At 73.2% G+C, this 18,539-nt stretch carries 21 protein-coding genes; 5 read left to right on the plus strand and 16 right to left on the minus strand.

Annotation, left to right across the window (positions count from 1 at the left end; all coding sequences use genetic code 11):
* Positions 1-79: 79 nt before the first annotated feature.
* Positions 80-841, plus strand: coding sequence for a TetR/AcrR family transcriptional regulator (locus tag N7925_RS13115; protein WP_265599835.1), 762 nt, complete (start codon positions 80-82; stop codon positions 839-841).
* A gap of 190 nt (positions 842-1,031) precedes the next feature.
* On the opposite strand, the gene N7925_RS13120 is transcribed toward N7925_RS13115, so the two are convergent.
* From N7925_RS13120 to tsaB, 4 genes are read right to left on the minus strand one after another with little or no spacing between them, the layout of a single operon-like run.
* The gene (locus N7925_RS13120) at positions 1,032-1,301 is read right to left on the minus strand and encodes a hypothetical protein (protein WP_265599836.1); all 270 of its coding nucleotides are present in this window, start codon (positions 1,299-1,301) and stop codon (positions 1,032-1,034) included.
* Complete coding sequence (tsaD, locus tag N7925_RS13125) at positions 1,298-2,404, minus strand: tRNA (adenosine(37)-N6)-threonylcarbamoyltransferase complex transferase subunit TsaD (RefSeq protein WP_265599837.1); 1,107 nt, start codon at positions 2,402-2,404, stop codon at positions 1,298-1,300. The genes N7925_RS13120 and tsaD overlap by 4 nt, the downstream gene beginning before the upstream one ends.
* Entirely contained in the window at positions 2,404-2,898 is a 495-nt protein-coding gene (rimI, locus tag N7925_RS13130; RefSeq protein ID WP_274346450.1) for a ribosomal protein S18-alanine N-acetyltransferase, read from the minus strand. The genes tsaD and rimI overlap by 1 nt, the downstream gene beginning before the upstream one ends.
* 29 nt (positions 2,899-2,927) lie before the next feature.
* A complete protein-coding gene (gene tsaB, locus N7925_RS13135; protein ID WP_274346451.1) occupies positions 2,928-3,575 on the minus strand; it encodes a tRNA (adenosine(37)-N6)-threonylcarbamoyltransferase complex dimerization subunit type 1 TsaB in 648 nt (215 codons plus the stop codon).
* Positions 3,576-3,709: 134 nt separating this feature from the next.
* Between tsaB and N7925_RS13140 the strand changes: the two genes are divergently transcribed.
* A complete protein-coding gene (locus N7925_RS13140) occupies positions 3,710-4,306 on the plus strand; it encodes a hypothetical protein (RefSeq protein ID WP_265599838.1) in 597 nt (198 codons plus the stop codon).
* A 17-nt stretch (positions 4,307-4,323) separates the two neighbouring features.
* Here the strand turns inward: N7925_RS13140 and N7925_RS13145 are convergent, their stop codons facing one another.
* The 8 genes from N7925_RS13145 to glmS form a co-directional block, all read right to left on the minus strand.
* Complete coding sequence (locus N7925_RS13145; RefSeq protein ID WP_265599839.1) at positions 4,324-4,527, minus strand: hypothetical protein; 204 nt, start codon at positions 4,525-4,527, stop codon at positions 4,324-4,326.
* Between the two features lie 244 nt (positions 4,528-4,771).
* Positions 4,772-5,353, minus strand: a complete 582-nt coding sequence (gene tsaE / locus N7925_RS13150; protein WP_274343958.1) for a tRNA (adenosine(37)-N6)-threonylcarbamoyltransferase complex ATPase subunit type 1 TsaE — start codon at positions 5,351-5,353, stop codon at positions 4,772-4,774.
* Positions 5,322-6,575 (minus strand): alpha/beta fold hydrolase, encoded by a 1,254-nt coding sequence (locus N7925_RS13155; RefSeq protein WP_274343959.1) that lies wholly within the window; start codon positions 6,573-6,575, stop codon positions 5,322-5,324. Before N7925_RS13155 ends, tsaE begins: the two co-directional genes overlap by 32 nt.
* Positions 6,572-7,744 carry an alanine racemase gene (alr, locus tag N7925_RS13160; RefSeq protein ID WP_274343960.1) on the minus strand — a complete coding sequence of 391 codons (1,173 nt, stop codon included), beginning with the start codon at positions 7,742-7,744 and terminating at the stop codon, positions 6,572-6,574. The genes N7925_RS13155 and alr overlap by 4 nt, the downstream gene beginning before the upstream one ends.
* Positions 7,745-7,813: 69 nt before the next feature.
* On the minus strand, positions 7,814-8,206 hold the full coding sequence (locus N7925_RS13165) for a DUF488 domain-containing protein (protein ID WP_274346452.1): 393 nt from the start codon (positions 8,204-8,206) through the stop codon (positions 7,814-7,816).
* A gap of 39 nt (positions 8,207-8,245) precedes the next feature.
* On the minus strand, positions 8,246-9,694 hold the full coding sequence (locus tag N7925_RS13170) for an NAD(P)H-hydrate dehydratase (protein ID WP_265599843.1): 1,449 nt from the start codon (positions 9,692-9,694) through the stop codon (positions 8,246-8,248).
* Between the two features lie 202 nt (positions 9,695-9,896).
* Complete coding sequence (locus N7925_RS13175) at positions 9,897-10,265, minus strand: holo-ACP synthase (RefSeq protein ID WP_103507544.1); 369 nt, start codon at positions 10,263-10,265, stop codon at positions 9,897-9,899.
* A 41-nt stretch (positions 10,266-10,306) separates the two neighbouring features.
* Positions 10,307-12,154: a glutamine--fructose-6-phosphate transaminase (isomerizing) gene (glmS, locus tag N7925_RS13180; RefSeq protein WP_274343961.1), complete on the minus strand. Its 1,848-nt coding sequence runs from the start codon at positions 12,152-12,154 to the stop codon at positions 10,307-10,309.
* Positions 12,155-12,244: 90 nt separating this feature from the next.
* Between glmS and N7925_RS13185 the strand changes: the two genes are divergently transcribed.
* The 3 genes from N7925_RS13185 to N7925_RS13195 all read left to right on the plus strand — a co-directional run bounded on the left by N7925_RS13185 (position 12,245) and on the right by N7925_RS13195 (position 14,274).
* Positions 12,245-12,466, plus strand: a complete 222-nt coding sequence (locus N7925_RS13185; protein ID WP_265599845.1) for a type II toxin-antitoxin system VapB family antitoxin — start codon at positions 12,245-12,247, stop codon at positions 12,464-12,466.
* Positions 12,463-12,873, plus strand: a complete 411-nt coding sequence (locus N7925_RS13190; RefSeq protein WP_274343962.1) for a PIN domain-containing protein — start codon at positions 12,463-12,465, stop codon at positions 12,871-12,873. Before N7925_RS13185 ends, N7925_RS13190 begins: the two co-directional genes overlap by 4 nt.
* A gap of 138 nt (positions 12,874-13,011) precedes the next feature.
* Positions 13,012-14,274, plus strand: coding sequence for a DUF6357 family protein (locus N7925_RS13195; protein ID WP_274343963.1), 1,263 nt, complete (start codon positions 13,012-13,014; stop codon positions 14,272-14,274).
* An 81-nt stretch (positions 14,275-14,355) separates the two neighbouring features.
* On the opposite strand, the gene N7925_RS13200 is transcribed toward N7925_RS13195, so the two are convergent.
* The 4 genes from N7925_RS13200 to N7925_RS13215 form a co-directional block, all read right to left on the minus strand.
* Positions 14,356-15,711 carry a M14 family metallopeptidase gene (locus N7925_RS13200; protein WP_274343964.1) on the minus strand — a complete coding sequence of 452 codons (1,356 nt, stop codon included), beginning with the start codon at positions 15,709-15,711 and terminating at the stop codon, positions 14,356-14,358.
* A 190-nt stretch (positions 15,712-15,901) separates the two neighbouring features.
* Positions 15,902-17,158 carry an RNA polymerase sigma factor gene (locus N7925_RS13205; RefSeq protein WP_265599849.1) on the minus strand — a complete coding sequence of 419 codons (1,257 nt, stop codon included), beginning with the start codon at positions 17,156-17,158 and terminating at the stop codon, positions 15,902-15,904.
* 161 nt (positions 17,159-17,319) lie between these two features.
* Positions 17,320-17,670: a YciI family protein gene (locus N7925_RS13210; RefSeq protein WP_018960234.1), complete on the minus strand. Its 351-nt coding sequence runs from the start codon at positions 17,668-17,670 to the stop codon at positions 17,320-17,322.
* A 181-nt stretch (positions 17,671-17,851) separates the two neighbouring features.
* Positions 17,852-18,337 carry a VOC family protein gene (locus N7925_RS13215; protein WP_265599850.1) on the minus strand — a complete coding sequence of 162 codons (486 nt, stop codon included), beginning with the start codon at positions 18,335-18,337 and terminating at the stop codon, positions 17,852-17,854.
* Between the last annotated feature and the right edge of the window lie 202 nt (positions 18,338-18,539).

Here is an 18,539-nt window from a genome sequence, read left to right on the forward strand (position 1 = left end):
GTATAGAAAATAGGCGCCGCTGCATCGGGAGGGTCCCGCGGCGGACCGGAGCAGGGCCCCGGAAGGAGAGAATGCCCAGGTGTCAGCCACCGAGAAGACCGAGAAGACAAAGAAGATGAAAAATCCGGTGACGGGCGGCAAACCGGACGCGTCCGGGCAGCCCACGGGACGGCCGGCGGGACGGCCCGTAGGGCGGCCCCGGCGGCTGGACCCGGAGGTTATGGTCGCCACCGCGCGCCGCATCGTCGAGGAGGAGGGCGTGGCCGCCCTGTCCATGCGGCGGGTGGCGAAGGAGCTGGGCAGCACCCCCATGGCGCTCTACCACTACGTGCAGGACAAGGACGAGCTGCTGATGCTCACCCTGTCCGGGACGGCGGCGGCGTTCCCGCGCCCGGAGCTGCCCGAGGACCCGCGCGAGCGGCTGGTGGCGGTGGCCGCGCACATGCACGACGTCATCGGCCGGATCCCCTGGGTGCTGGACATCCTGGCGCTGGGCGAGCTGACCGACCGCAACGCGCTGTGGATGGTGGAGGAGATCATCGACTGCGCGCTCGCCTGCGGCCTCTCCCCGGCCCGCTCGGTGCGGGCGTACCGGACGGTCTGGAGTTACGTCTACGGGGACCTGGTCTTCCGCAGGGCGGCGGCCCGCCGGGCGGAGAACCCGTCGCGCCGGGAGTTCTTCCCGGAGATGGTCACCGAGCAGGACGCGGCGGAGCTGCCCCGGCTCACCGAGGTCAAGGACCGCTGGCGGGAGTACGCCGCCGACTACGAGACCGTCGAGGAGCTCCACGCGATCGTGGACGGCCTGCTCAGGCGCGGGACGCGGGGCGCCAAGGCCTGACCGGGCCACTCAGTCACGGAGCGCGAAGGCCTGAGGCGGGCCACTCAGTCACGGGACGCGAAGGCCTGAGGCGGGCCGCTCAGGCGCGGGACGCGGGGCGCGAAGGCCTCACGGGACCCGGCCGCCGGGACGCAGGGTCGCGGCGCCCCCCGCCCGCCCCCCGCCCGGTCCCCGCCCGGTCCCCGCGCGTTCAGCCCACCGCCTCGAAGCGCCAGCGGTGCACCGGGCGGGTGATCAGGGCGGCGTCGGGCTCGGGGAGTTCGGGGAGGTCGTCACCGTACGAAGCGCCCTGCCACCACGTCATCACCAGCACCCGGTCCTGCGGGGCGCGCAGCAGTTCGCTGCGGTGGGGTTCGCGGGCCAGCTCGGCGGCCCGTGCCCGCGCCCATTCCAGGAGTTCGCCGCCACGGCCCTCGACGGCGCGGGCCTCCCACATCAGGACGATGGTCGCGGCGCTCATGAGTACAGGTTGTCCTTGCTGATCTCGTGCACGTGGTCATGCGTGTGCTCAGGGTGGGCCCCCGGCACGTGCGGCTCCGTGACGGGCAGCGAGGAGTCGGCCGACAGCTCCAGGTCGGAGGGGCGGCGGTTGCGGGCGACCATCTCCGCGCCGAGCGCCGCGACCATCGCCCCGTTGTCGGTGCAGAGCCCGGGGCGCGGCACCCGCAGCCGGATGCCGGCCCGCTCGCAGCGCTCCTGGGCCAGGGCGCGCAGCCGGGAGTTGGCCGCGACGCCGCCGCCGATCATCAGGTGGTCGACGCCTTCGTCCTTGCAGGCCCGGACCGCCTTGCGGGTGAGCACGTCCACCACGGCCTCCTGGAAGGACGCCGCCACGTCACGGACCGGCACCTCCTCGCCCGCCGCGCGCTTCGCCTCGATCCAGCGGGCGACGGAGGTCTTGAGCCCGGAGAAGGAGAAGTCGTACGGGGCGTCGCGCGGACCGGTCAGACCGCGCGGGAACGCGATCGAGGCCGGGTCGCCCTCCTTCGCGAGGCGGTCGATGACCGGGCCGCCGGGGAAGCCGAGGTTCAGCACCCGGGCGATCTTGTCGAACGCCTCGCCCGCCGCATCGTCGATCGTCGCGCCGAGCGGCCGGACGTCGCTGGTGATGTCGGGGGCCAGCAGGAGCGAGGAGTGGCCGCCGCTGACCAGCAGGGCCATCGTCGGCTCGGGCAGCGGGCCGTGCTCCAGCTGGTCGACGCAGATGTGCGAGGCGAGGTGGTTGACCCCGTAGAGCGGCTTGCCGAGCGCGTACGCGTACGCCTTCGCGGCCGAGACGCCGACGAGCAGGGCTCCGGCGAGGCCGGGGCCCGAGGTGACGGCGATCCCGTCGAGGTCGCGGGCGCTGACGCCCGCCTCCTTCAGGGCGCGCTCGATGGTGGGGACCATCGCCTCCAGGTGGGCGCGGGAGGCGATCTCCGGGACGACGCCGCCGAAGCGGGCGTGGGTGTCGACGCTGGAGGCGATCGCGTCGGCGAGCAGGGTCGTACCGCGCACGATGCCCACGCCGGTCTCGTCGCAGGAGGTCTCGATGCCGAGTACGAGGGGTTCGTCGACAGCCATCATTCAGTCCCGGTCTCTGGTGCGTGCTCGTGCTCGTGCACTGCTTGCTCTTGCATGGTCAGGCGCATGACCAGGGCGTCGATGTTCCCCGGCTGGTAGTAGCCGCGCCGGAAGCCGATCGGCTCGAAGCCGAAGCGCTCGTACAGCCTCTGCGCCCGGGTGTTGTCGACCCGGACCTCCAGGAGGACCGTGGCGCACTCGAAGTCGGTGGCGGCCTTCAGCAGATCGGCGAGGAGTTCGGAGCCGAGGCCGGTGCCCCACGCCTCGCGGCTGACCGCGATCGTCTGGACGTCGGCCAGGTCGCCGAGGGCGGCGAGCCCGGCGTAGCCGACGATCCGCCCGGTGGCGGGGTCCTCGGCGACGACGTAGTGGCGGGTGGCGCCGGGACCGCGGGCGTGGGCCAGCTCGGACCAGAACATCCCGGGCGACCAGGCGTCGTCCGGGAACAGCGCGTGTTCGAGGTCGAGCACCGGCGCAATGTCCCACCAGCGCATCTCGCGCAGTACGGCGGCGGTGGCGGTGCTCACGTGGGGGTGACCACCTTGTAGTTCTTCGGGACCTGCGCGTCGGGCCTGCGCAGATAGAGCGGCCGGGGCTCCAGGAGCTCCTGTCCGGCGGCGAGGCGTTCGGCGGCGAGTCCGGCGAGCGCCCCGGCGGCGACGTGCTCGGGGCCGCGCGCGTCCGGGAAGGCGTCCGGGTAGAGCACCGCGCCCGCACCGACCACGGGGAGCCCGGCCAGCGCCCCGGCGATGTCGGCGGGCCGGTCGACGGCGGGTTCGCCCGAACGGGTGCGCGCGTCCTCGTACCGCGCCCAGTAGACCTCCTTGCGGCGCGCGTCGGTCGCCACGGCGAACGGCCCCTCAAGGCCCTCCAGTCCGGCGGCGTAGGCGAGGCCGTCCAGGGTGCACACTCCGTGGACCGGCACGGAGAGGGCGGAGCCGAAGGTGGCGGCGGTGACCAGGCCGACCCGCAGGCCGGTGTACGGGCCGGGGCCGACGCCCACGACCACGGCCGTCACGGCGTCGAGTCCCGTCCCGGCCTCGGCGAGGACCCGGTCGACGGCGGGGAGCAGCAGCTCCCCGTGCCTGCGGGCGTCGACCTGTCCCGAGGAGGCGATGACGGACGTGCCGTCGTGCAGGGCGACGGTGACGGCGGGCGTGGCGGTATCCATGGCGAGCAAGAGCACGCAAACAGCCTACGGCTCCGCCGACGGCGTTACGGCGTCCGTACGGCGTCCCGGCCCGCCCCGTCCCTGCTGCTACCGTCACCGGGTATCCGCGGGTACGACGTAAACGCTTGTACGACATGCGGCAACGGCAGTCGAAAGGGGATTTCACGGTGGCTAGGGGAAGCTCGGGAATCGTGGCCGGGCTCACTGCGGCGGCGGTCGCCGCGGTCGCCTTCCTCGCCTACCAGGCCTCGGCGAACGCCCCTGCCTCGGTGGCGTCCACGCCCGACAAGAAGCCCACCGCCTCGGCCTCGGCCCAGCCCTCCGCCAAGCCGAAGCCCACGGCCGACCCGCTGGCGGTCCCGGCGGCGTCCGGCTCGGGCGAGCGCGTCGTGTACGCGCTGAAGGACCGCCGGGTGTGGCTGGTCGACGAGTCCGACGAGGCGATCCGCACCTTCACCGTGATGCCGAGCCCCGTCAGCCCGCCCCCCGGGGTCCACAAGGTCACCTCGCGTTCGGGCACGGTCCAGGGCTCGGACGGCGTCCCGATCGAGCACGTGGTCCGCTTCGCGAACGTGGACGAGGTGGCGATCGGCTTCAGCGCGGCGCAGGACGGCTCGATGGCCAGCCCGGACCCGACGTCGAAGACCGGCGGCGTCCGGATGAAGCGCGCGGACGGCAACGCCATGTGGACCTTCGCGACGGTCGGCGCGAAGGTCGTCGTCGTCCCGTAGGGCGGCCCAGGAGGCTCCTACGCCGCCCGCTCCCGGACGGCGCTCCCGTGGACGCTCTCCTCGTCGCGGTCCCGGTCCGCCGCGGCGGCGGCGGATGGATCCGGGGCCTCGCTCGGCGGGGTGGAGACCGCGGTGGCCGCGGCGCACGAGGCCAGCAGGTCCTTCATCGACACGGCGGACGGAGTCGGTCGCGGCTGCGCTGCGCGCTCGGGCGTCGGCATGGATTGCCTCCTTGGTGCTCCGATGGAGGGCGTGGTTAGGCAGACCTAACCACGTCTCGTACCCATGTGACCACGACCACGGGCCCCCGCGCAACAGTTTACCGACGCACTGTCGGGAAGGTTCCGTGAAGGACGGCGGCGGACGGCGGACGGTGTCGGAAGACGGACGGCGTCGCAGGACGCACGGTGCCGGAGAATCGGCCGCGTCGGAGGCCTGACTGACGGTGTCGGAGATCCGGCCGCGTTACGACAGATCCGCCCGCAGCCCCGCCCAGCGCGTCCCGATGCCGACCAGGGTCACCTCGCGCCGCTCGTCGTCGGTGTCGCCCGTCGCGCGGTCGATGAGGACCCGCAGGCGGTCGTCGGCCAGCTCCTCGACCTTGCCGTCGCCCCACTCCACGACCACCACGGACTCCGGCAGCGACACGTCCAGGTCCAGGTCCTCCATCTCGTCGAGCCCGCCGCCCAACCGGTAGGCGTCGACGTGGACCAGGGCGGGGCCCCCGGTCAGCGAGGGGTGGACGCGGGCGATGACGAACGTGGGCGAGGTGACCGCGCCGCGCACGCCGAGGCCCTCGCCGAGCCCCCGGGTCAGCGTCGTCTTCCCGGCGCCCAGCTCCCCGGTGAGCATGACCAGGTCGCCGGGGGCCAGCACCCGGGCGAGCCGGCGGCCCAGGTCCTGCATCTGCTCGGGTGAGGTGACGGTGAGCGTCACCGTCACGGCCTCGGGAACGGCCTCGGGTACGGCCCCGGCGGGCTCGGGGGCGGTCGTCCCCGCTGTCCCCGGAACGGTCTCAGCGGCCGGGCCGCTGTGCGGTGCTTCCATGTCCGCCAACGTTAGCGCCCGGCACGGTGCCGCTGCGTACGAGCAGGTCGGCCAGCCGGTCGGTGACCGTCTCCGGGTGCTCCAGCATCACCAGGTGCCCGGCGTCCGGCACGATCACCAGCTCGGCGTCGGGCAGCACGTCGGCGATGGCCTCGCTGTGCGAGCTGGGGGTGACCAGGTCCTTGTCCCCGGCCAGGATCAGCACGGGCACGTCCCGGAACGCGGGCAGCGCACCGCTCTTGTCGTGCTCGGTGAAGGCCGGGTAGAACTCGGCGACCACATCGATCGGGGTGGACTCGATCAGCCGTTCCGCGAACCGGGCGACCGCCGGGTCCACGTCCCGCGATCCGAACGAGTACCGCTTGATCAGCCCGGCGAAGAGGTCGGCCGTGGCCCGCCGCCCCTTCTCCACCAGCTCCGTCTGCGAGCCGAGCGCCTTCAGCACCCCGGGCAGCACCCGGCGCACCGCGTTCACGCCCGCCACCGGCAGCCCGAAGTTGACCTCGCCGAGCTTGCCGCTGGAGGTGCCGACCAGGGCGACGGCGGCGACCCGGTCGCGGATCAGGGCCGGGTACCGGTCGGCCAGCGCCATCATCGTCATGCCGCCCATGGAGTGCCCGGCCAGCACCAGCGGACCCTCGGGGGCCGCCGCGTCGATGACCGCCTTCAGGTCGCGGCCGAGCTGGTCGATGCCGAGCGGCACCCCGTCCGCCTGGGCCCGGCCGCGTCCGGAGCGGCCGTGGCTGCGCTGGTCCCAGTAGACGGCGCGTACGAGGCCGCGCAGGGCGGCCCGCTGGAAGTGCCAGGAGTCCTGGCCGAGGCAGTAGCCGTGGCTGAAGACGACGGTGACCGGGGCGGGGGCCTTGCGCCCGAAGAGCCGGCGACGGCGGGGGCCGGTGGCGTCTCCCTCAAGAACGCCGGGCGCCTCGTCCTCCACCTCGTCGATCTCGTAGTACAGCTCGGTGCCGTCGTCGGCGACGGCCCGGCCCGGCGTGCCGCGCAGCGAGCCGTAGGGCCCGGTGGCGTCCAGTGCGAGGCGGGCCTTCTTGCGCATGCCGCGCCCGACGGTGAGCCGCTCGACGGCGACCCCGGCCGCCGCGCCGGCGGCGAGCACTCCTATCGCCGCCCCGGCGATCCCGGCCCGGCGCCAGCCGGCCGCGCCCGCGGCTGCCACGGTCGCGGTCGCGTCGGCGGCGGCGGCCCCCGCGCTGCTCCCGCTCACCGCGACACGCCCCGGGCCAGGTCGTCGGCCGTCCCGTTCACATGGACCCTCGGCACCCGAGAGCCGATGCGGGTGACGATCTCGTACGCGATGGTCCCGGCGGCCTCCGCCCAGTCCTGCGCGGTCGGCTCGCCCCGGTCGCCCGGGCCGAACAGCACCGCTTCGGCGCCCGCCTCGGGCCGGTCGCCGCCGAGGTCGACGACGAACTGGTCCATGGCGACCCGGCCCGCGACCGTGCGCACCTTCCCGCCGACCAGGACGGGTCCCGTGCCCGACGCGTGGCGCGGGACGCCGTCCGCGTAGCCGACGGGGATCAGGCCGAGGGTCGTCTCGGCGGTCGTCGTGTAGTGGTGGCCGTAGCTGACGCCGTGTCCGGCCGGGGCGTCCTTGACCAGGGCGACGGAGGCGGCGAGCGTCATCACGGGCCGCAGCCCGAAGTCGGCGGGCGTGCCCAGCTCGGGGGAGGGCGAGATGCCGTACATCGCGATACCGGTCCGCACGAGGTCGAAGTGCGCCTCGGGGAGCGTGAGCGTGGCCGGGGAGTTGGCCATGTGCCGCACCTCGGGCTCCACGCCCTCCTTCTCGGCGTACGCCACCATGTCGCGGTAGACGCCGAGCTGGGCGGCGATCGAGGGGTGGCCCGGCTCGTCGGCGCAGGCGAAGTGGGACCAGAGGCCGGTGATCTTCAGCCGTCCGGCCCGCTCGGCAGCCAGCGCCTCGGTGACCAGCTCGGGCCAGTCGGCGGGCTGGCAGCCGCCGCGGCCGAGGCCGGTGTCGGCCTTGAGCTGGATCCTGGCCGGCCGGCCGGCCGCGTCGGCGGCCGCGACGACCTCGCGCAGCGCCCACCTGCCGCTGACCGACACGTCGATATCGGCCTCGATCGCCTCGCGCCAGGGGCCCCCGGGCGTCCACAGCCAGCACATGATCCGGCCGCCGAGTCCGGCCGCGCGCAGCGCGAGGGCCTCCTGCGGGGTCGCGGTCCCCAGCCAGGTGGCCCCGGCCTCGCGGGCGGCTCGCGCGCAGGGCACGGCCCCGTGCCCGTAACCGTCGGACTTCACCACGGCCATGAGCTGCGCCCCGGCCGCACGCTCGCGCAGGACGCGCACGTTGGCGCGCAGCGCGGCGAGGTCGATCTCGGCACGGGCTCTCAGGGACGCTGTCTCGTTCATCGCGCCCAGTCTCTCAGAGGCGTCGGCCGCCTCCCCGGCGGTGCGCGCCGATATCCAACCTTATGTACGTTACGTACGTTTCCGTTTCCTCGCATGGGTCAGGTGGTCGACCAGGACCGGGACATGGCTGTCGTCCACGTCCTTCACGGCGGTGATGAGCGTGACGGGACCGCCCTCGCGCACCAGGCCGACGAGCCGCTCGACGGCCTCCGTGTGCGCCGGGTCGTCCAGTTCGGTGCGGTAGCGCTCGACGAAGGTGTCGTGGCGCGCGCCGGAGCCGCCCTGGTGGTACCAGGAGCGCAGCTCGTCCGAGGGGGTGACGTCCTTCAGCCATACGTCGATCGCGGCCCGCTCCTTGGAGACGCCCCGGGGCCAGAGCCGGTCGACGAGGACCCGCGTGCCGTCGCCGTCCTCCGGCGGGTCGTAGACCCTGCGTACGCGTACGGGTTCACTCACTGCCAGGACCGCCCTTCTGCCGGGGCTTCCAGCATGGCCCCCTCCTCACCCCGCCCGCACGTCGCGCCAGGCGGCCTGGATGCCGTCCGCGACGTCCTGCGCGGAGACCGGGGCCCCGTCCGAGCCGTGCCGGGCGGCGAGCCCGTGCAGGTACGCGCCCACGGAGGCGGCGTCGCGCGGGGCGAGTCCGGCCGCGAGCAGGGACCCGGTGAGACCGGAGAGCACGTCGCCGCTGCCCGCCGTGGCGAGCCAGGACGTGCCGGTCGGGTTGACCCGCACCGGGGTGTCGCGGGCCTCCGCGATCAGGGTCGTGGAGCCCTTGAGGAGCACGGTGGCGCGGTAGCGGGCGGCCAGTTCGCGCACCGCGGCGAGCCGCCCGGCCTCGACCTCCTCACGGGCCGCTCCGAGCAGGGCCGCTGCCTCGCCCGCGTGCGGGGTCAGGACGGTGGGGGCGGTCCGGGTCCGTACGGTCTCCGCGTCCAGCAGCCGCAGCCCGTCCGCGTCCACGAGCACGGGGACGTCGGCGGCCAGCACCTCGGCGACGGCCGCCGCCGCGCTCCGCCCGTCGCCGAGCCCGGGCCCGACCACCCAGGCCTGCACGCGTCCGGCCTCCGACGGCGGCCCGGCGTGCACCAGCGCCTCGGGGTAGCGGGCGATCACCGCGTCCGCGCCCGGTCCGACGTACCGCACGGCCCCGGCCCCGCCGCGCAGCGCGCCCGCGACCGCGAGGACCGCGGCGCCCGGGTAGCGCTCGGACCCGGCGACGATGCCGACGACCCCGCGCCGGTACTTGTCGCTCTCCGGGCCCGGCGCCGGCAGCAGCGCGGCGACGTCCGCGTACTGGAGGGCCTCCAGGTCCGGTGGCTCGGGCAGTTCCGGGCCGAGTCCGATGTCCACCAGCCGCAGGGCCCCGGCGTGTTCGGCGGCCGGGTCGATCAGGAGGCCGGGCTTGTAGGTGCCGAAGGTGACCGTCGCGTCCGCCCGGACCGCGTCGCCGTGCACCTCCCCGGTGTCGGCCTCCACCCCGCTCGGCAGGTCGACGGCCAGGACCGGGGTACGGTCCCGGGTCACCGTGTGCAGCAGCGCGGTGGCGTCCCCGCGCAGCCCGCCGCGCCCGCCGATGCCGGTGATGCCGTCCACGACGAGGTCGAGCACGCCCAGCCCGTCCGGCCCGTCGACGACCTGTCCCCCGGCCGCCAGCAGCGCGGCGAGGCCGCCGGGGTGGGCCCGGTCGGGGGCGAGCAGCAGGGCCCGGACGCCCGCGCCCCGCCGGGCCAGGCGGGCGCCCGCGTACAGCGCGTCGCCACCGTTGTCGCCGCTGCCGACCAGGAGCAGGACCCGGGACCCGTACACGCGGCCGTTGCGCCGCAGCAGGTCGCCGCAGGCCACGGCGAGCCCGGCGGCGGCGCGCTGCATCAGGGCGCCCTCCGGCAGCCGCTGCATGAGGGCGGCCTCGGCGGCCCGTACGGTCTCCACGCTGTAGGCACGTCGCATGGGTCCAACCCTCCGCGATCACGGGGGCCGACGCCACCCCCGTACGCCGTACGCCCACCGCGCGGGAGCCACTCGCACCCCGTACGCCCACCTTTCGGGGCGGCCACCCGTACCCCGTACGCCCACCTCGCGGGCCACCCGTATGCCGTATGCCCACCTCGCGGCCCACCCGTGTGCGACGGCCCCCGTGGGACCACGAGGCTCACCCCTCGGCGATGACCACCGCCGACGCCACCCCCGCGTCGTGGCTGAGCGAGACGTGCCAGCCCCGTACGCCCAGTTCGGCGGCGCGGGCGGCGACCGTGCCGCGTACCCGCAGCCGGGGCTGCCCGCTCTCCTCGACCCAGACCTCCGCGTCGCTCCAGAGCAGCCCGCCGGGTGCGCCGAGCGCCTTGGCCAGGGCCTCCTTCGCCGCGAACCGGGCGGCGAGCGAGGCGACTCCGCGCCGCTCGCCGCTGGGCAGAGTCAGCTCACTTCCGACGAAGAGCCGGTCGGCCAGCTGGGGCGTACGCTCCAGCGCCGCGCCGAAGCGCTCGATCTCGGCCACGTCGATGCCGACCCCAATGATCACGAACCCACCCCTGTCACCTCGTCGCCCGGGCGCGTCCCGGGTCACTCCACGGTCACGGACTTCGCCAGGTTGCGCGGCTGGTCCACTTCGTTGCCGCGGGCCGTCGCGAGCTCGCAGGCGAAGACCTGGAGGGGCACGGTGGCGACCAGCGGCTGAAGCAGCGTAGGCGTTGCGGGGACCGTGATGAGGTGGTCGGCGTACGGGACGACGGCCTCGTCGCCCTCCTCGGCGACGACGATGGTGCGCGCGCCCCGGGCCCGGATCTCCTGGATGTTGGACACGATCTTGTCGTGGAGGACCGAACGGCCGCGCGGTGACGGCACGATGACGACGACCGGGAGGCCTTCCTCGATGAGGGCGATCGGCCCGTGCTTCAGCTCGCCGGCCGCGAAGCCCTCGGCGTGCATGTAGGCGAGTTCCTTGAGCTTGAGCGCGCCTTCGAGGGCGACCGGGTAGCCGACGTGCCGGCCGACGAACAGCACGGTGTCGTGGTGGGCGAGGGACCGGGCCAGCTCGCGCACGGGTTCCATCGTCCCCAGGACCCGGTCTACCTCGCCGGAGATCGCGGAGAGCTGGCGCACCACCGTACGGATCTCGTCGCCCCATTTGGTGCCGCGCACCTGGCCGAGGTAGAGCGCCACGAGGTAGCAGGCGACGAGCTGGGTGAGGAACGCCTTGGTGGAGGCGACGGCGACCTCGGGCCCGGCGTGCGTGTAGAGGACGGCGTCGGACTCGCGCGGGATCGTCGAGCCGTTGGTGTTGCAGATGGCGAGCACCTTCGCGCCCTGTTCGCGGGCGTGCCGCAGCGCCATCAGGGTGTCCATGGTCTCGCCGGACTGGGAGATGGCGACGACGAGGGTGCGCTGGTCCAGGATCGGGTCCCGGTAACGGAACTCGCTGGCGAGTTCGGTCTCGCAGGGCAGCCGGGTCCAGTGCTCGATGGCGTACTTGGCGATCATCCCGGCGTGGAAGGCGGTTCCGCAGGCGACGATGACGACCTTGTCCACCTCGCGCAGATCGGCGGCCGGGATGCGCACCTCGTCGAGGTGGAGCGCGCCCTCCCCGTCGACCCGGCCGAGGAGGGTGTCGGCGACGGCCCGGGGCTGGTCGGCGATCTCCTTGAGCATGAAGGAGGCGTAGCCGCCCTTCTCGGCGGCGGACGCGTCCCAGTCGACGTGGTACTCGCGCACCTCGGCGAGCTCCCCGTCGAACCCGGTGACGACGACGCCCTCGCGGCTCAGCTCGACGACCTGGTCCTGGCCCAGCTCGACGGCGGACCGGGTGTGCGCGATGAAGGCGGCGACGTCCGAGGCGAGGAACCACTCGTCCTGCCCCACGCCCACGACGAGCGGTGAGTTGCGCCGGGCGCCGACCACCACGTCCGGCTGGTCCGCGTGCACGGCGACCAGGGTGAAGGCCCCCTCCAGCCGCCGGCACACCTGGCGCATCGCCTCCGCGAGGTCCCCGCCGGCCGAGAACGCCTCGGCCAGCAGATGCGAGACGACCTCGGTGTCCGTCTCCGACTCCAGGGCGTGGCCGCGTCCGGTCAGCTCGCGGCGCAGAGCCGCGAAGTTCTCGATGATCCCGTTGTGCACGACGGCGACCCGGCCCGCGTTGTCCAGATGCGGGTGGGCGTTCGCGTCGGTGGGCGCTCCGTGCGTCGCCCAGCGGGTGTGCCCGATCCCGGTCCGCCCGGCCGGCAAGGGCCGGGCGGCGAGCTCCTTCTCCAGATTGACGAGCTTGCCCGCCTTCTTCGCGGCGGCCAGCCCGCCGTCCGCGAGAACGGCGACACCCGCCGAGTCGTAGCCCCGGTATTCGAGGCGCTTGAGTCCTGCGACGACGACGTCCTGCGCCGACTGCATACCGACATAACCCACGATTCCGCACATAGCGGCACCCTAAGGCCGCAAGCGCCTCGCGAGAGGAATGTTGGTCGCATACAATTTCTTGTACATGACCCACACGAGGGGCGGCCGGACATGTCAGTGACCCAGATCGACATAGACGATGAAGCCCTGGAACGGGCGATGGCCCTGTCCAAGGCCCGGACGAAGAAGGAGACCGTCAACCTCGCCCTGCGCTTCTACGCGGAGCAGCAGGAGCGTGCGGCGCGGATCGGCCGCCACTTCGAGCGCGCGCGCGAGTGGGGTGCTGTCGAGGACGCCGAGCGGCGGCATCGGGCGGAGAAGGACGGCCGGTGATCTACCTGCTCGACACCTCGGGCCTCGTCCGGCTGCTTTCCGACAACTCTCTGCAGTCGGCGTGGTCCGATGCGATCGAGGCCGGGACGATCGCCTCCTGCTATCCGCAGCGAGCGGAGTTTTTGTACGGAGCCCGGAGCGCACGCGAGTACGACGAGATCGTGGAGATGTTCACCGACCTCTACCCGGACGTCTCCGTGCCGAAGAGCGCGGGACGCTGGGTCGTCTCGGTCCAGCACCGTATGGCACGCGCCGGGCAGCACCGCAGCGCCTCCGCCGTGGACCTCCTCATCGCCGCCACGGCGGCCCATCACGGCCTGACGGTCCTCCATGACGACCTCGACTACCGTACGGTCGCCCGGCACGCCCCGGATCTCGGCGAGCACAGCGTCCATGACGTGACCTGAAGCTCCGGTGCGGGCCCGCGGGATCGGGGGATCGGGGGCCTGAAGCACTACCGAACCGATTGATCAAGTACGACGCACCGTTCGACGGCGCACGTCGAAGGTCAAGTCCGGGGCTGTCCGGTGGGGAAGACTGGGCCCATGAGAGACATCGTTTTCACGCGCGGGAGCGGCTGGATCCCGAAGGTGATCCGCGAGGGCGGCGAGCTGAAGCTCATGCTCGGTGCCGGGGCCGATGCCAACCATGACCCTCGTACGTTCACGTTCCCGATCGGTGAAGCCCATCTTGCGGTGATCCGGGAGGACCTGGGCAGACACCTGCTGTTGTGGAGTGCGGTCCTTCCGCTGTGCGACGCCGCGGGAACCGGGGGCCGGCTCGACGAGGACGCCGCGGTCGCGCTCCTGGACCCGGTCCTGCTCGGCACGCCGGCGGATGTGGAGGCGCTCTTCCAGCGCATCCCGTGGGACAGGGGCCGGCTCATCTCCCATGGGGCCGACATCGGTCTGCTCGAACGCGGTGAGGTCTGCGCGGCGGTGCGCGCGGCGACGGAGACGTCCGACGGGAAGCGGGCTGAGAAGTACCACGCGGACCGCCGTCGCGCCGAGCGCGGAACAGTGCTGGCTCCACTCGACGCCGCGATACTCACCTACACGGGCCAGTACCTGTACGGCGCGACGGTTCCCAAGCGGATACCCGATGCCGTCGATCCCGCACTGCTGGGGAAGGTCATGCGTGTGATCGCTACCGCGGAGCAGGCGTGCGCCGGGATGCGGATCAGCCGTGACCCGCGAGGGGGAAAGCGCGCCACGGACAAACGCGACTGGAACAGGATGGCGGCGGCGGTCGAGGCGGCCGTGCGCCGTGCACACCCCGAGCTCGTCGATGACGCGGTGCGTACCGTGAGCTTCCTGATGTGCTCGGAGGCCGCGGACCGCGCCAGGAACACCCCCATGCAGGACGACGAGGAGACCGCCGGCAGCCACGCCGGCTCCGGTGGGAGTGCGAGGAAGACGGCCCTGTCGTTCACCGACGACAAGGGTGCCGAGAAGAAGTGGCTCCGCGACCACCCCCGCACCGCCACCGCGGAGTTCTGGGAGTTCGTCGGCGACCGCTCCACCGGGAACAACCAAGTGTTCACCATCGAGGACGAGGAGATGGGCGAGGGGATCCAGCTCCAGTTCCGCACGGACTCCATCGCCCGGATAACGACCGCGCGCGAGGCCGAGGACGGATCGGATCCGGAGTACCTGGTCGAGTACGGCCGGGCCGACGGGATCAGCGGGTACCGGAAGCTGGTGAGCGCCTTCGTCCGGGGCGGCTGCGCCGCACTCGAAGAGCACGGCCCCTGGACAGCGGACGCGGACGAGTTCGAACGCACACGCCTGCGGCACGACGCCGAATAGACCCGGTGGACTTGAGGAGACGTGAAGAATTGAGGATGTCAGGATTTCGCGGCCGGCGACGTGGCTCTTGCCGGCGCCCCGTCAGGAGCAGTACTGCGCCTCCTTGCCGATCGACCGGTACATGCAGTCCGCGTTCTCGATCAGTTGGAGCACCGCGTCCCGGTTGCGGGACGTCTCGCGCTCGATGACCTCGTCGGGCGGGTAGAAGCCGCCGCCGGACGCCGAGCGCGGGTACATCTCGAAGGTGTAGCCGAAGATCTTCTGCGAGCCCCACAGCCAGTCGTCGATGGACCCGTCGGTGATGTACAGGTCGCTGGACTGCTCGGCGGTGTACCCGTTGCTCGCCGCCATCTTCCGGCCCACGGCCGCGAACGCGTTGCGGTCGTCGGCGGTCATGCCGGGGGCGGTGTCGTTGTACGTGTAGCCGAAGGGCCACAGCACCAGTTCGCTGTACGTGTGGAAGTCGATGGCCGCCGTGATCTGCTGCTTCCCGCCGATCACCCGGCTGCGCACGAAGTCCGCCACGATCCTCGTCTCGGGCGCGGACTCGGCGGCCGCCCCCCGATAGGTCTCGGACGAGGGGCTGGAGGAGGAGCCGCCGCAGCAGCCCCACTTGTAGGCCCAGTTGCGGTTGAGGTCGGTGCCGACCGCACTGGAGCCGGAGTTGGGCTGCCGGTTCTTGCGCCAGCTGCGGTACGAGCCGGAGGCGATGTCGTACTCGCCGCCGTCCGGGTTCATGTCCGGCACGATCCACAGCTCCCGGCCGTCGACCGCCCGCTTGATCCGGGAGTCGGAGCCGTAGCCCTGGCCGAGTTCGCGGAGCAGGTAGAGCGCCATCTCGACGGTCAGGTGCTCGCGGGCGTGCTGGTGGGCGGTGAACAGGACCTCGGGTTCGGCCTCGTCGGAGGCGACGTTGTCGCTGACCTTGACCGCGATGACGTCGCGGCCCTGGTAGGTCTTGCCGATGACGCGCTTGCTCATGATCGAGGGGTTCGCGGCGATGCGCGCGTCGATCGCCGCGTTCATCTCGGCGTAGTTGTGGTAGCGGGAGTCGGCGGGCGGGAAGTCGAGGGCGCTCACGCCGTCCGCCGCGCGCGGCTCGGCGTCCGGGGCGGGCAGGGCCGCCAGTACGTGGCCGCGCGCCCGGAGCTTCCGGGCCTGGGCGGCGTCAGCGGTGATCACGACGCCGTGGTCGTGGACCTCGTCGATCGAGACGCCCGCGCGGGCGATGTCGGTGCGGGCGGCAGGGGTGGTGCGCCCGGTGATCTCGTACTGGAGCGTTTGCTCGTCCGCGGCGACGGCCGCGTTCGGGGCCGAGGTCTCGGCGGTCGCCATGGCGGTGGCGGGGGCCGCGAGGGCGAGGGCGAGCAGGATGGTCAGGGCGGCGTTGCGCCGGGTCTTCGTCGGCCGGGATCTCCGTGCGGTGACGAGTCGCATGCTGGCATCTCCTGGGTCCGTCGGGTGGGGGGTGGAGCTGTGCGACGGACACAGGATGAACTCATGTCATGACCGGGTCAAGACGATGGTTCCGGCCATCGCATCCCGTCGGGGCGGACGGAGATCGACAGGAGAGCGGCTCCGGAATGCGCTTTCGGGCCGAGGCGGCACCCGGAACAGTGAACGCCCCCTACTCCCCCAGCTTCCGGCGCAACGCGGCCCGCTCCGGCTCGGTGCCCGCGAGCTCCAGCGCCTCCCGGTACGCGGCAGCCGCCTCCACGTCCCGCCCCAGCCGGCCGAGCAGGTCCCCCCGCGCCACGACGTACGGCGGGTACGCCCGCAGCCGGGGCTCCCCCGCCAACGCGTCGAGCAGCGCGAGACCGGCCCCCGGCCCGTCCCGCATCGCCACCGCCACGGCGCGGTTCAACGCCACCACGGGGGACGGGGTGAGCGTGAGGAGCACGTCGTACAGGGCCACGATCTGCGGCCAGTCCGTGGCCGCCACGTCCGCCGCCTCGTCGTGCAGGGCGGCGATGGCGGCCTGCACCCCGTACGGTCCGGCCGGCCCGCCGGTCAGCGCCCGGACGACCAGGGCGCGGCCCTCCTCGATCATCGGCCGGTCCCAGCGCCCCCGGTCCTGGTCCGCCAGGAGCACCGGCTCGCCCTCCGGCCCGGTCCGCGCGTCGCGCCGGGCGTGGACGAGGAGCAGCAGCGCGAGGAGCCCGGCGCTCTCCCGCTCGGCGGGCAGCAGCCGGTGCAGTATCCGGGCCAGCCGGATCGCCTCCTCGGCCAGGTCGAGCCGCTGGAGACGGGGCCCGGAGCTGGCCGCGTACCCCTCCGTGAAGACCGAGTAGACGACCTGGAGGACTCCGGGCAGCCGCTCGGGCAGTTCGTCGGGGCCGGGCACCCGGAACGGGATCCGGGCCTCGCGGATCTTCTTCTTGGCCCGCACGATGCGCTGGGCCATGGTCGCCGTCGGCACGAGGAACGCCCGCGCCACCTCCGGTGTGGTGAGCCCGGCGAGGCACCGCAGGGTCAGTGCGGTGCGGTCCTCGGCGGCGAGGGCGGGGTGGGCGCAGGTGAAGAACAGCTGGAGCCGGTCGTCGGGGAGTTCACCGATCGCGGCGGTGTCGGCCGCGGGGGCGACGGCCTCGGCCCGTTCCGCGTCGGCCTGGAGGACGGCGAGCCGGGCCGCGTACGCCTGGTCGCGCCGCAGCCGGTCCACCGCCCGCCGCCGCGCCGTAGTCAGCAGCCAGGCCCCGGGGCGGTCGGGGACGCCCTCGGCGGGCCAGTGCCGCAACGCGGCCTCGATCGCCTCGGACGTCACCTCCTCGGCCAGGTCGAGGTCCCCGAACCGGCGGACGAGGGAGGCGAGCAGCAGCCCGCGCTCCTCCCGGAACACCGCCTCGACGGCCTCGGCGGCCACGCGGCCCTCGCGCGGTGACACACCCTCCCCCGAGGGCCCCTCCCCCGACGGCTCCTCGCCTGGGGACTCCTCCCCCGGGGACTCCTCCCCCGGGGACTCCTCCCGTGGGGACTCCTCCCCCGGGGACTCCTCCCGTGGGGACTCGCCCTCCCCCGGGGGCACACCCTCGCCCGGCACGGCTCTCAGGCCCCGAAGTCCGCGACCGGCCGGACGACGACCGAGCCGCCGTCCCGCGAGCCGGGACAGCGCGCGGCCCAGTCGAGGGCGGCGTCGAGGTCGGGCACGTCGATCACGAGGAACCCGCCCAGCAGCTCCCGCGTCTCGGCGAACGGCCCGTCCGTCACGGTCCGCTCCCCCGTAGGCGAGACCCGCACGGTGGTCGCGGTCACCAGGTCGGCCAGCGACTCTCCGGACACGTGGATTCCGGCGTCGCGTACGGCCTTGTCGTAGGCCATCCAGTCCTCGACGGTGCACTGGGGCGCGCCGCCCTGCTCGTCGACGGCCCCGCTGTGGATCAGCAGCATGTACTTCATGGTCGGCTCCTTCTCGCCTGTGTGTCGCGCCCGCCGTGCGGGTCGCCCTACACGATGACGACGAACGGGACCGGGGTGGATCGACACGCCGCCCGAATCTTTTTCGCGCTCCTTTCGCGACGGGGCTGAACTGCACGGAGTCCCGTTATCCGGTCCGGTCACCGCGCCCACGGCGACCGGGTCACCCGGCGGTGGTCAGGCGGCGCCGAATCTCCTCTTCCGAGACGTCTTCCACAGGGGTCAGAAACACCCACACGTGACCCGAAGGGTCCTTGAGGATGACGGTGCGGTCACCGTGGAACATGTCCTTCGGCGGCTGGAGGATCTCGGCGCCGGCGGCCTGGGCGCGCTCCGCCAGGGCGTCGACGTCCGGCACGAAGACATGCAGCGTGACGGATGTGCCTCCGCCGAGCGAGGTCGGCGCGGCGAAGGAGGCGGTCTCCGTCTCGTCCGCGCTGGAGTCGCCCAACATCAGCGCCGACCGTCCGATGGTGATCTCGGCGTGGAGAACCCCGCCGCCCGGAGCATCGATTCTGAAGTCCTCACGGGCGCCGAACGCCCGTTGGTAGAAATCGATCGCCGCAGCGGCGTCATCGACCATGATGTGCGGGATCACGGCATAGCGGTAGCGGTCGGGGATCTCGATGTGGGCGGTGCGCGCGGTCATGGCGAATCCCCTGGAAAAGGTGCCGCCGGTCGGTTCCTGCGGCTCTGAAAGGGAACCTATGAGCTCAAGTTCGCTTGAGGTCAAGCGTCGATGTGGCCCTGGCAGCGCACCCGCCCACCGCCCCGCGAGCACGGGCCGCCCCTCCGCCTCACCCGCCCGACGCCCCGGCGGTCGCCGGGTGAGGCGGACCGGGGGGGGAAGC

The sequence above is a fragment of the Streptomyces sp. CA-278952 genome (genome assembly GCF_028747205.1).
Taxonomy (GTDB): domain Bacteria; phylum Actinomycetota; class Actinomycetes; order Streptomycetales; family Streptomycetaceae; genus Streptomyces.

Bases quoted from the DNA above. Each gene is read 5' to 3' on its own strand.
- N7925_RS13210 (WP_018960234.1), bottom strand. From the start codon at position 17,670: ATGAAGTACATGCTGCTGATCCACAGCGGGGCCGTCGACGAGCAGGGC.
- N7925_RS13200 (WP_274343964.1), bottom strand. From the start codon at position 15,711: ATGCGACTCGTCACCGCACGGAGATCCCGGCCGACGAAGACCCGGCGC.
- tsaD (WP_265599837.1), bottom strand. From the start codon at position 2,404: ATGGCTGTCGACGAACCCCTCGTACTCGGCATCGAGACCTCCTGCGAC.
- N7925_RS13170 (WP_265599843.1), bottom strand. From the start codon at position 9,694: ATGCGACGTGCCTACAGCGTGGAGACCGTACGGGCCGCCGAGGCCGCC.
- N7925_RS13215 (WP_265599850.1), bottom strand. From the start codon at position 18,337: ATGACCGCGCGCACCGCCCACATCGAGATCCCCGACCGCTACCGCTAT.
- N7925_RS13195 (WP_274343963.1), top strand. From the start codon at position 13,012: ATGAGAGACATCGTTTTCACGCGCGGGAGCGGCTGGATCCCGAAGGTG.
- alr (WP_274343960.1), bottom strand. From the start codon at position 7,744: ATGAACGAGACAGCGTCCCTGAGAGCCCGTGCCGAGATCGACCTCGCC.
- N7925_RS13140 (WP_265599838.1), top strand. From the start codon at position 3,710: ATGCGGCAACGGCAGTCGAAAGGGGATTTCACGGTGGCTAGGGGAAGC.
- N7925_RS13185 (WP_265599845.1), top strand. From the start codon at position 12,245: ATGTCAGTGACCCAGATCGACATAGACGATGAAGCCCTGGAACGGGCG.
- rimI (WP_274346450.1), bottom strand. From the start codon at position 2,898: ATGCGCTGGTGGGACATTGCGCCGGTGCTCGACCTCGAACACGCGCTG.
- N7925_RS13145 (WP_265599839.1), bottom strand. From the start codon at position 4,527: ATGCCGACGCCCGAGCGCGCAGCGCAGCCGCGACCGACTCCGTCCGCC.
- tsaB (WP_274346451.1), bottom strand. From the start codon at position 3,575: ATGGATACCGCCACGCCCGCCGTCACCGTCGCCCTGCACGACGGCACG.
- N7925_RS13120 (WP_265599836.1), bottom strand. From the start codon at position 1,301: ATGAGCGCCGCGACCATCGTCCTGATGTGGGAGGCCCGCGCCGTCGAG.
- tsaE (WP_274343958.1), bottom strand. From the start codon at position 5,353: ATGGAAGCACCGCACAGCGGCCCGGCCGCTGAGACCGTTCCGGGGACA.
- glmS (WP_274343961.1), bottom strand. From the start codon at position 12,154: ATGTGCGGAATCGTGGGTTATGTCGGTATGCAGTCGGCGCAGGACGTC.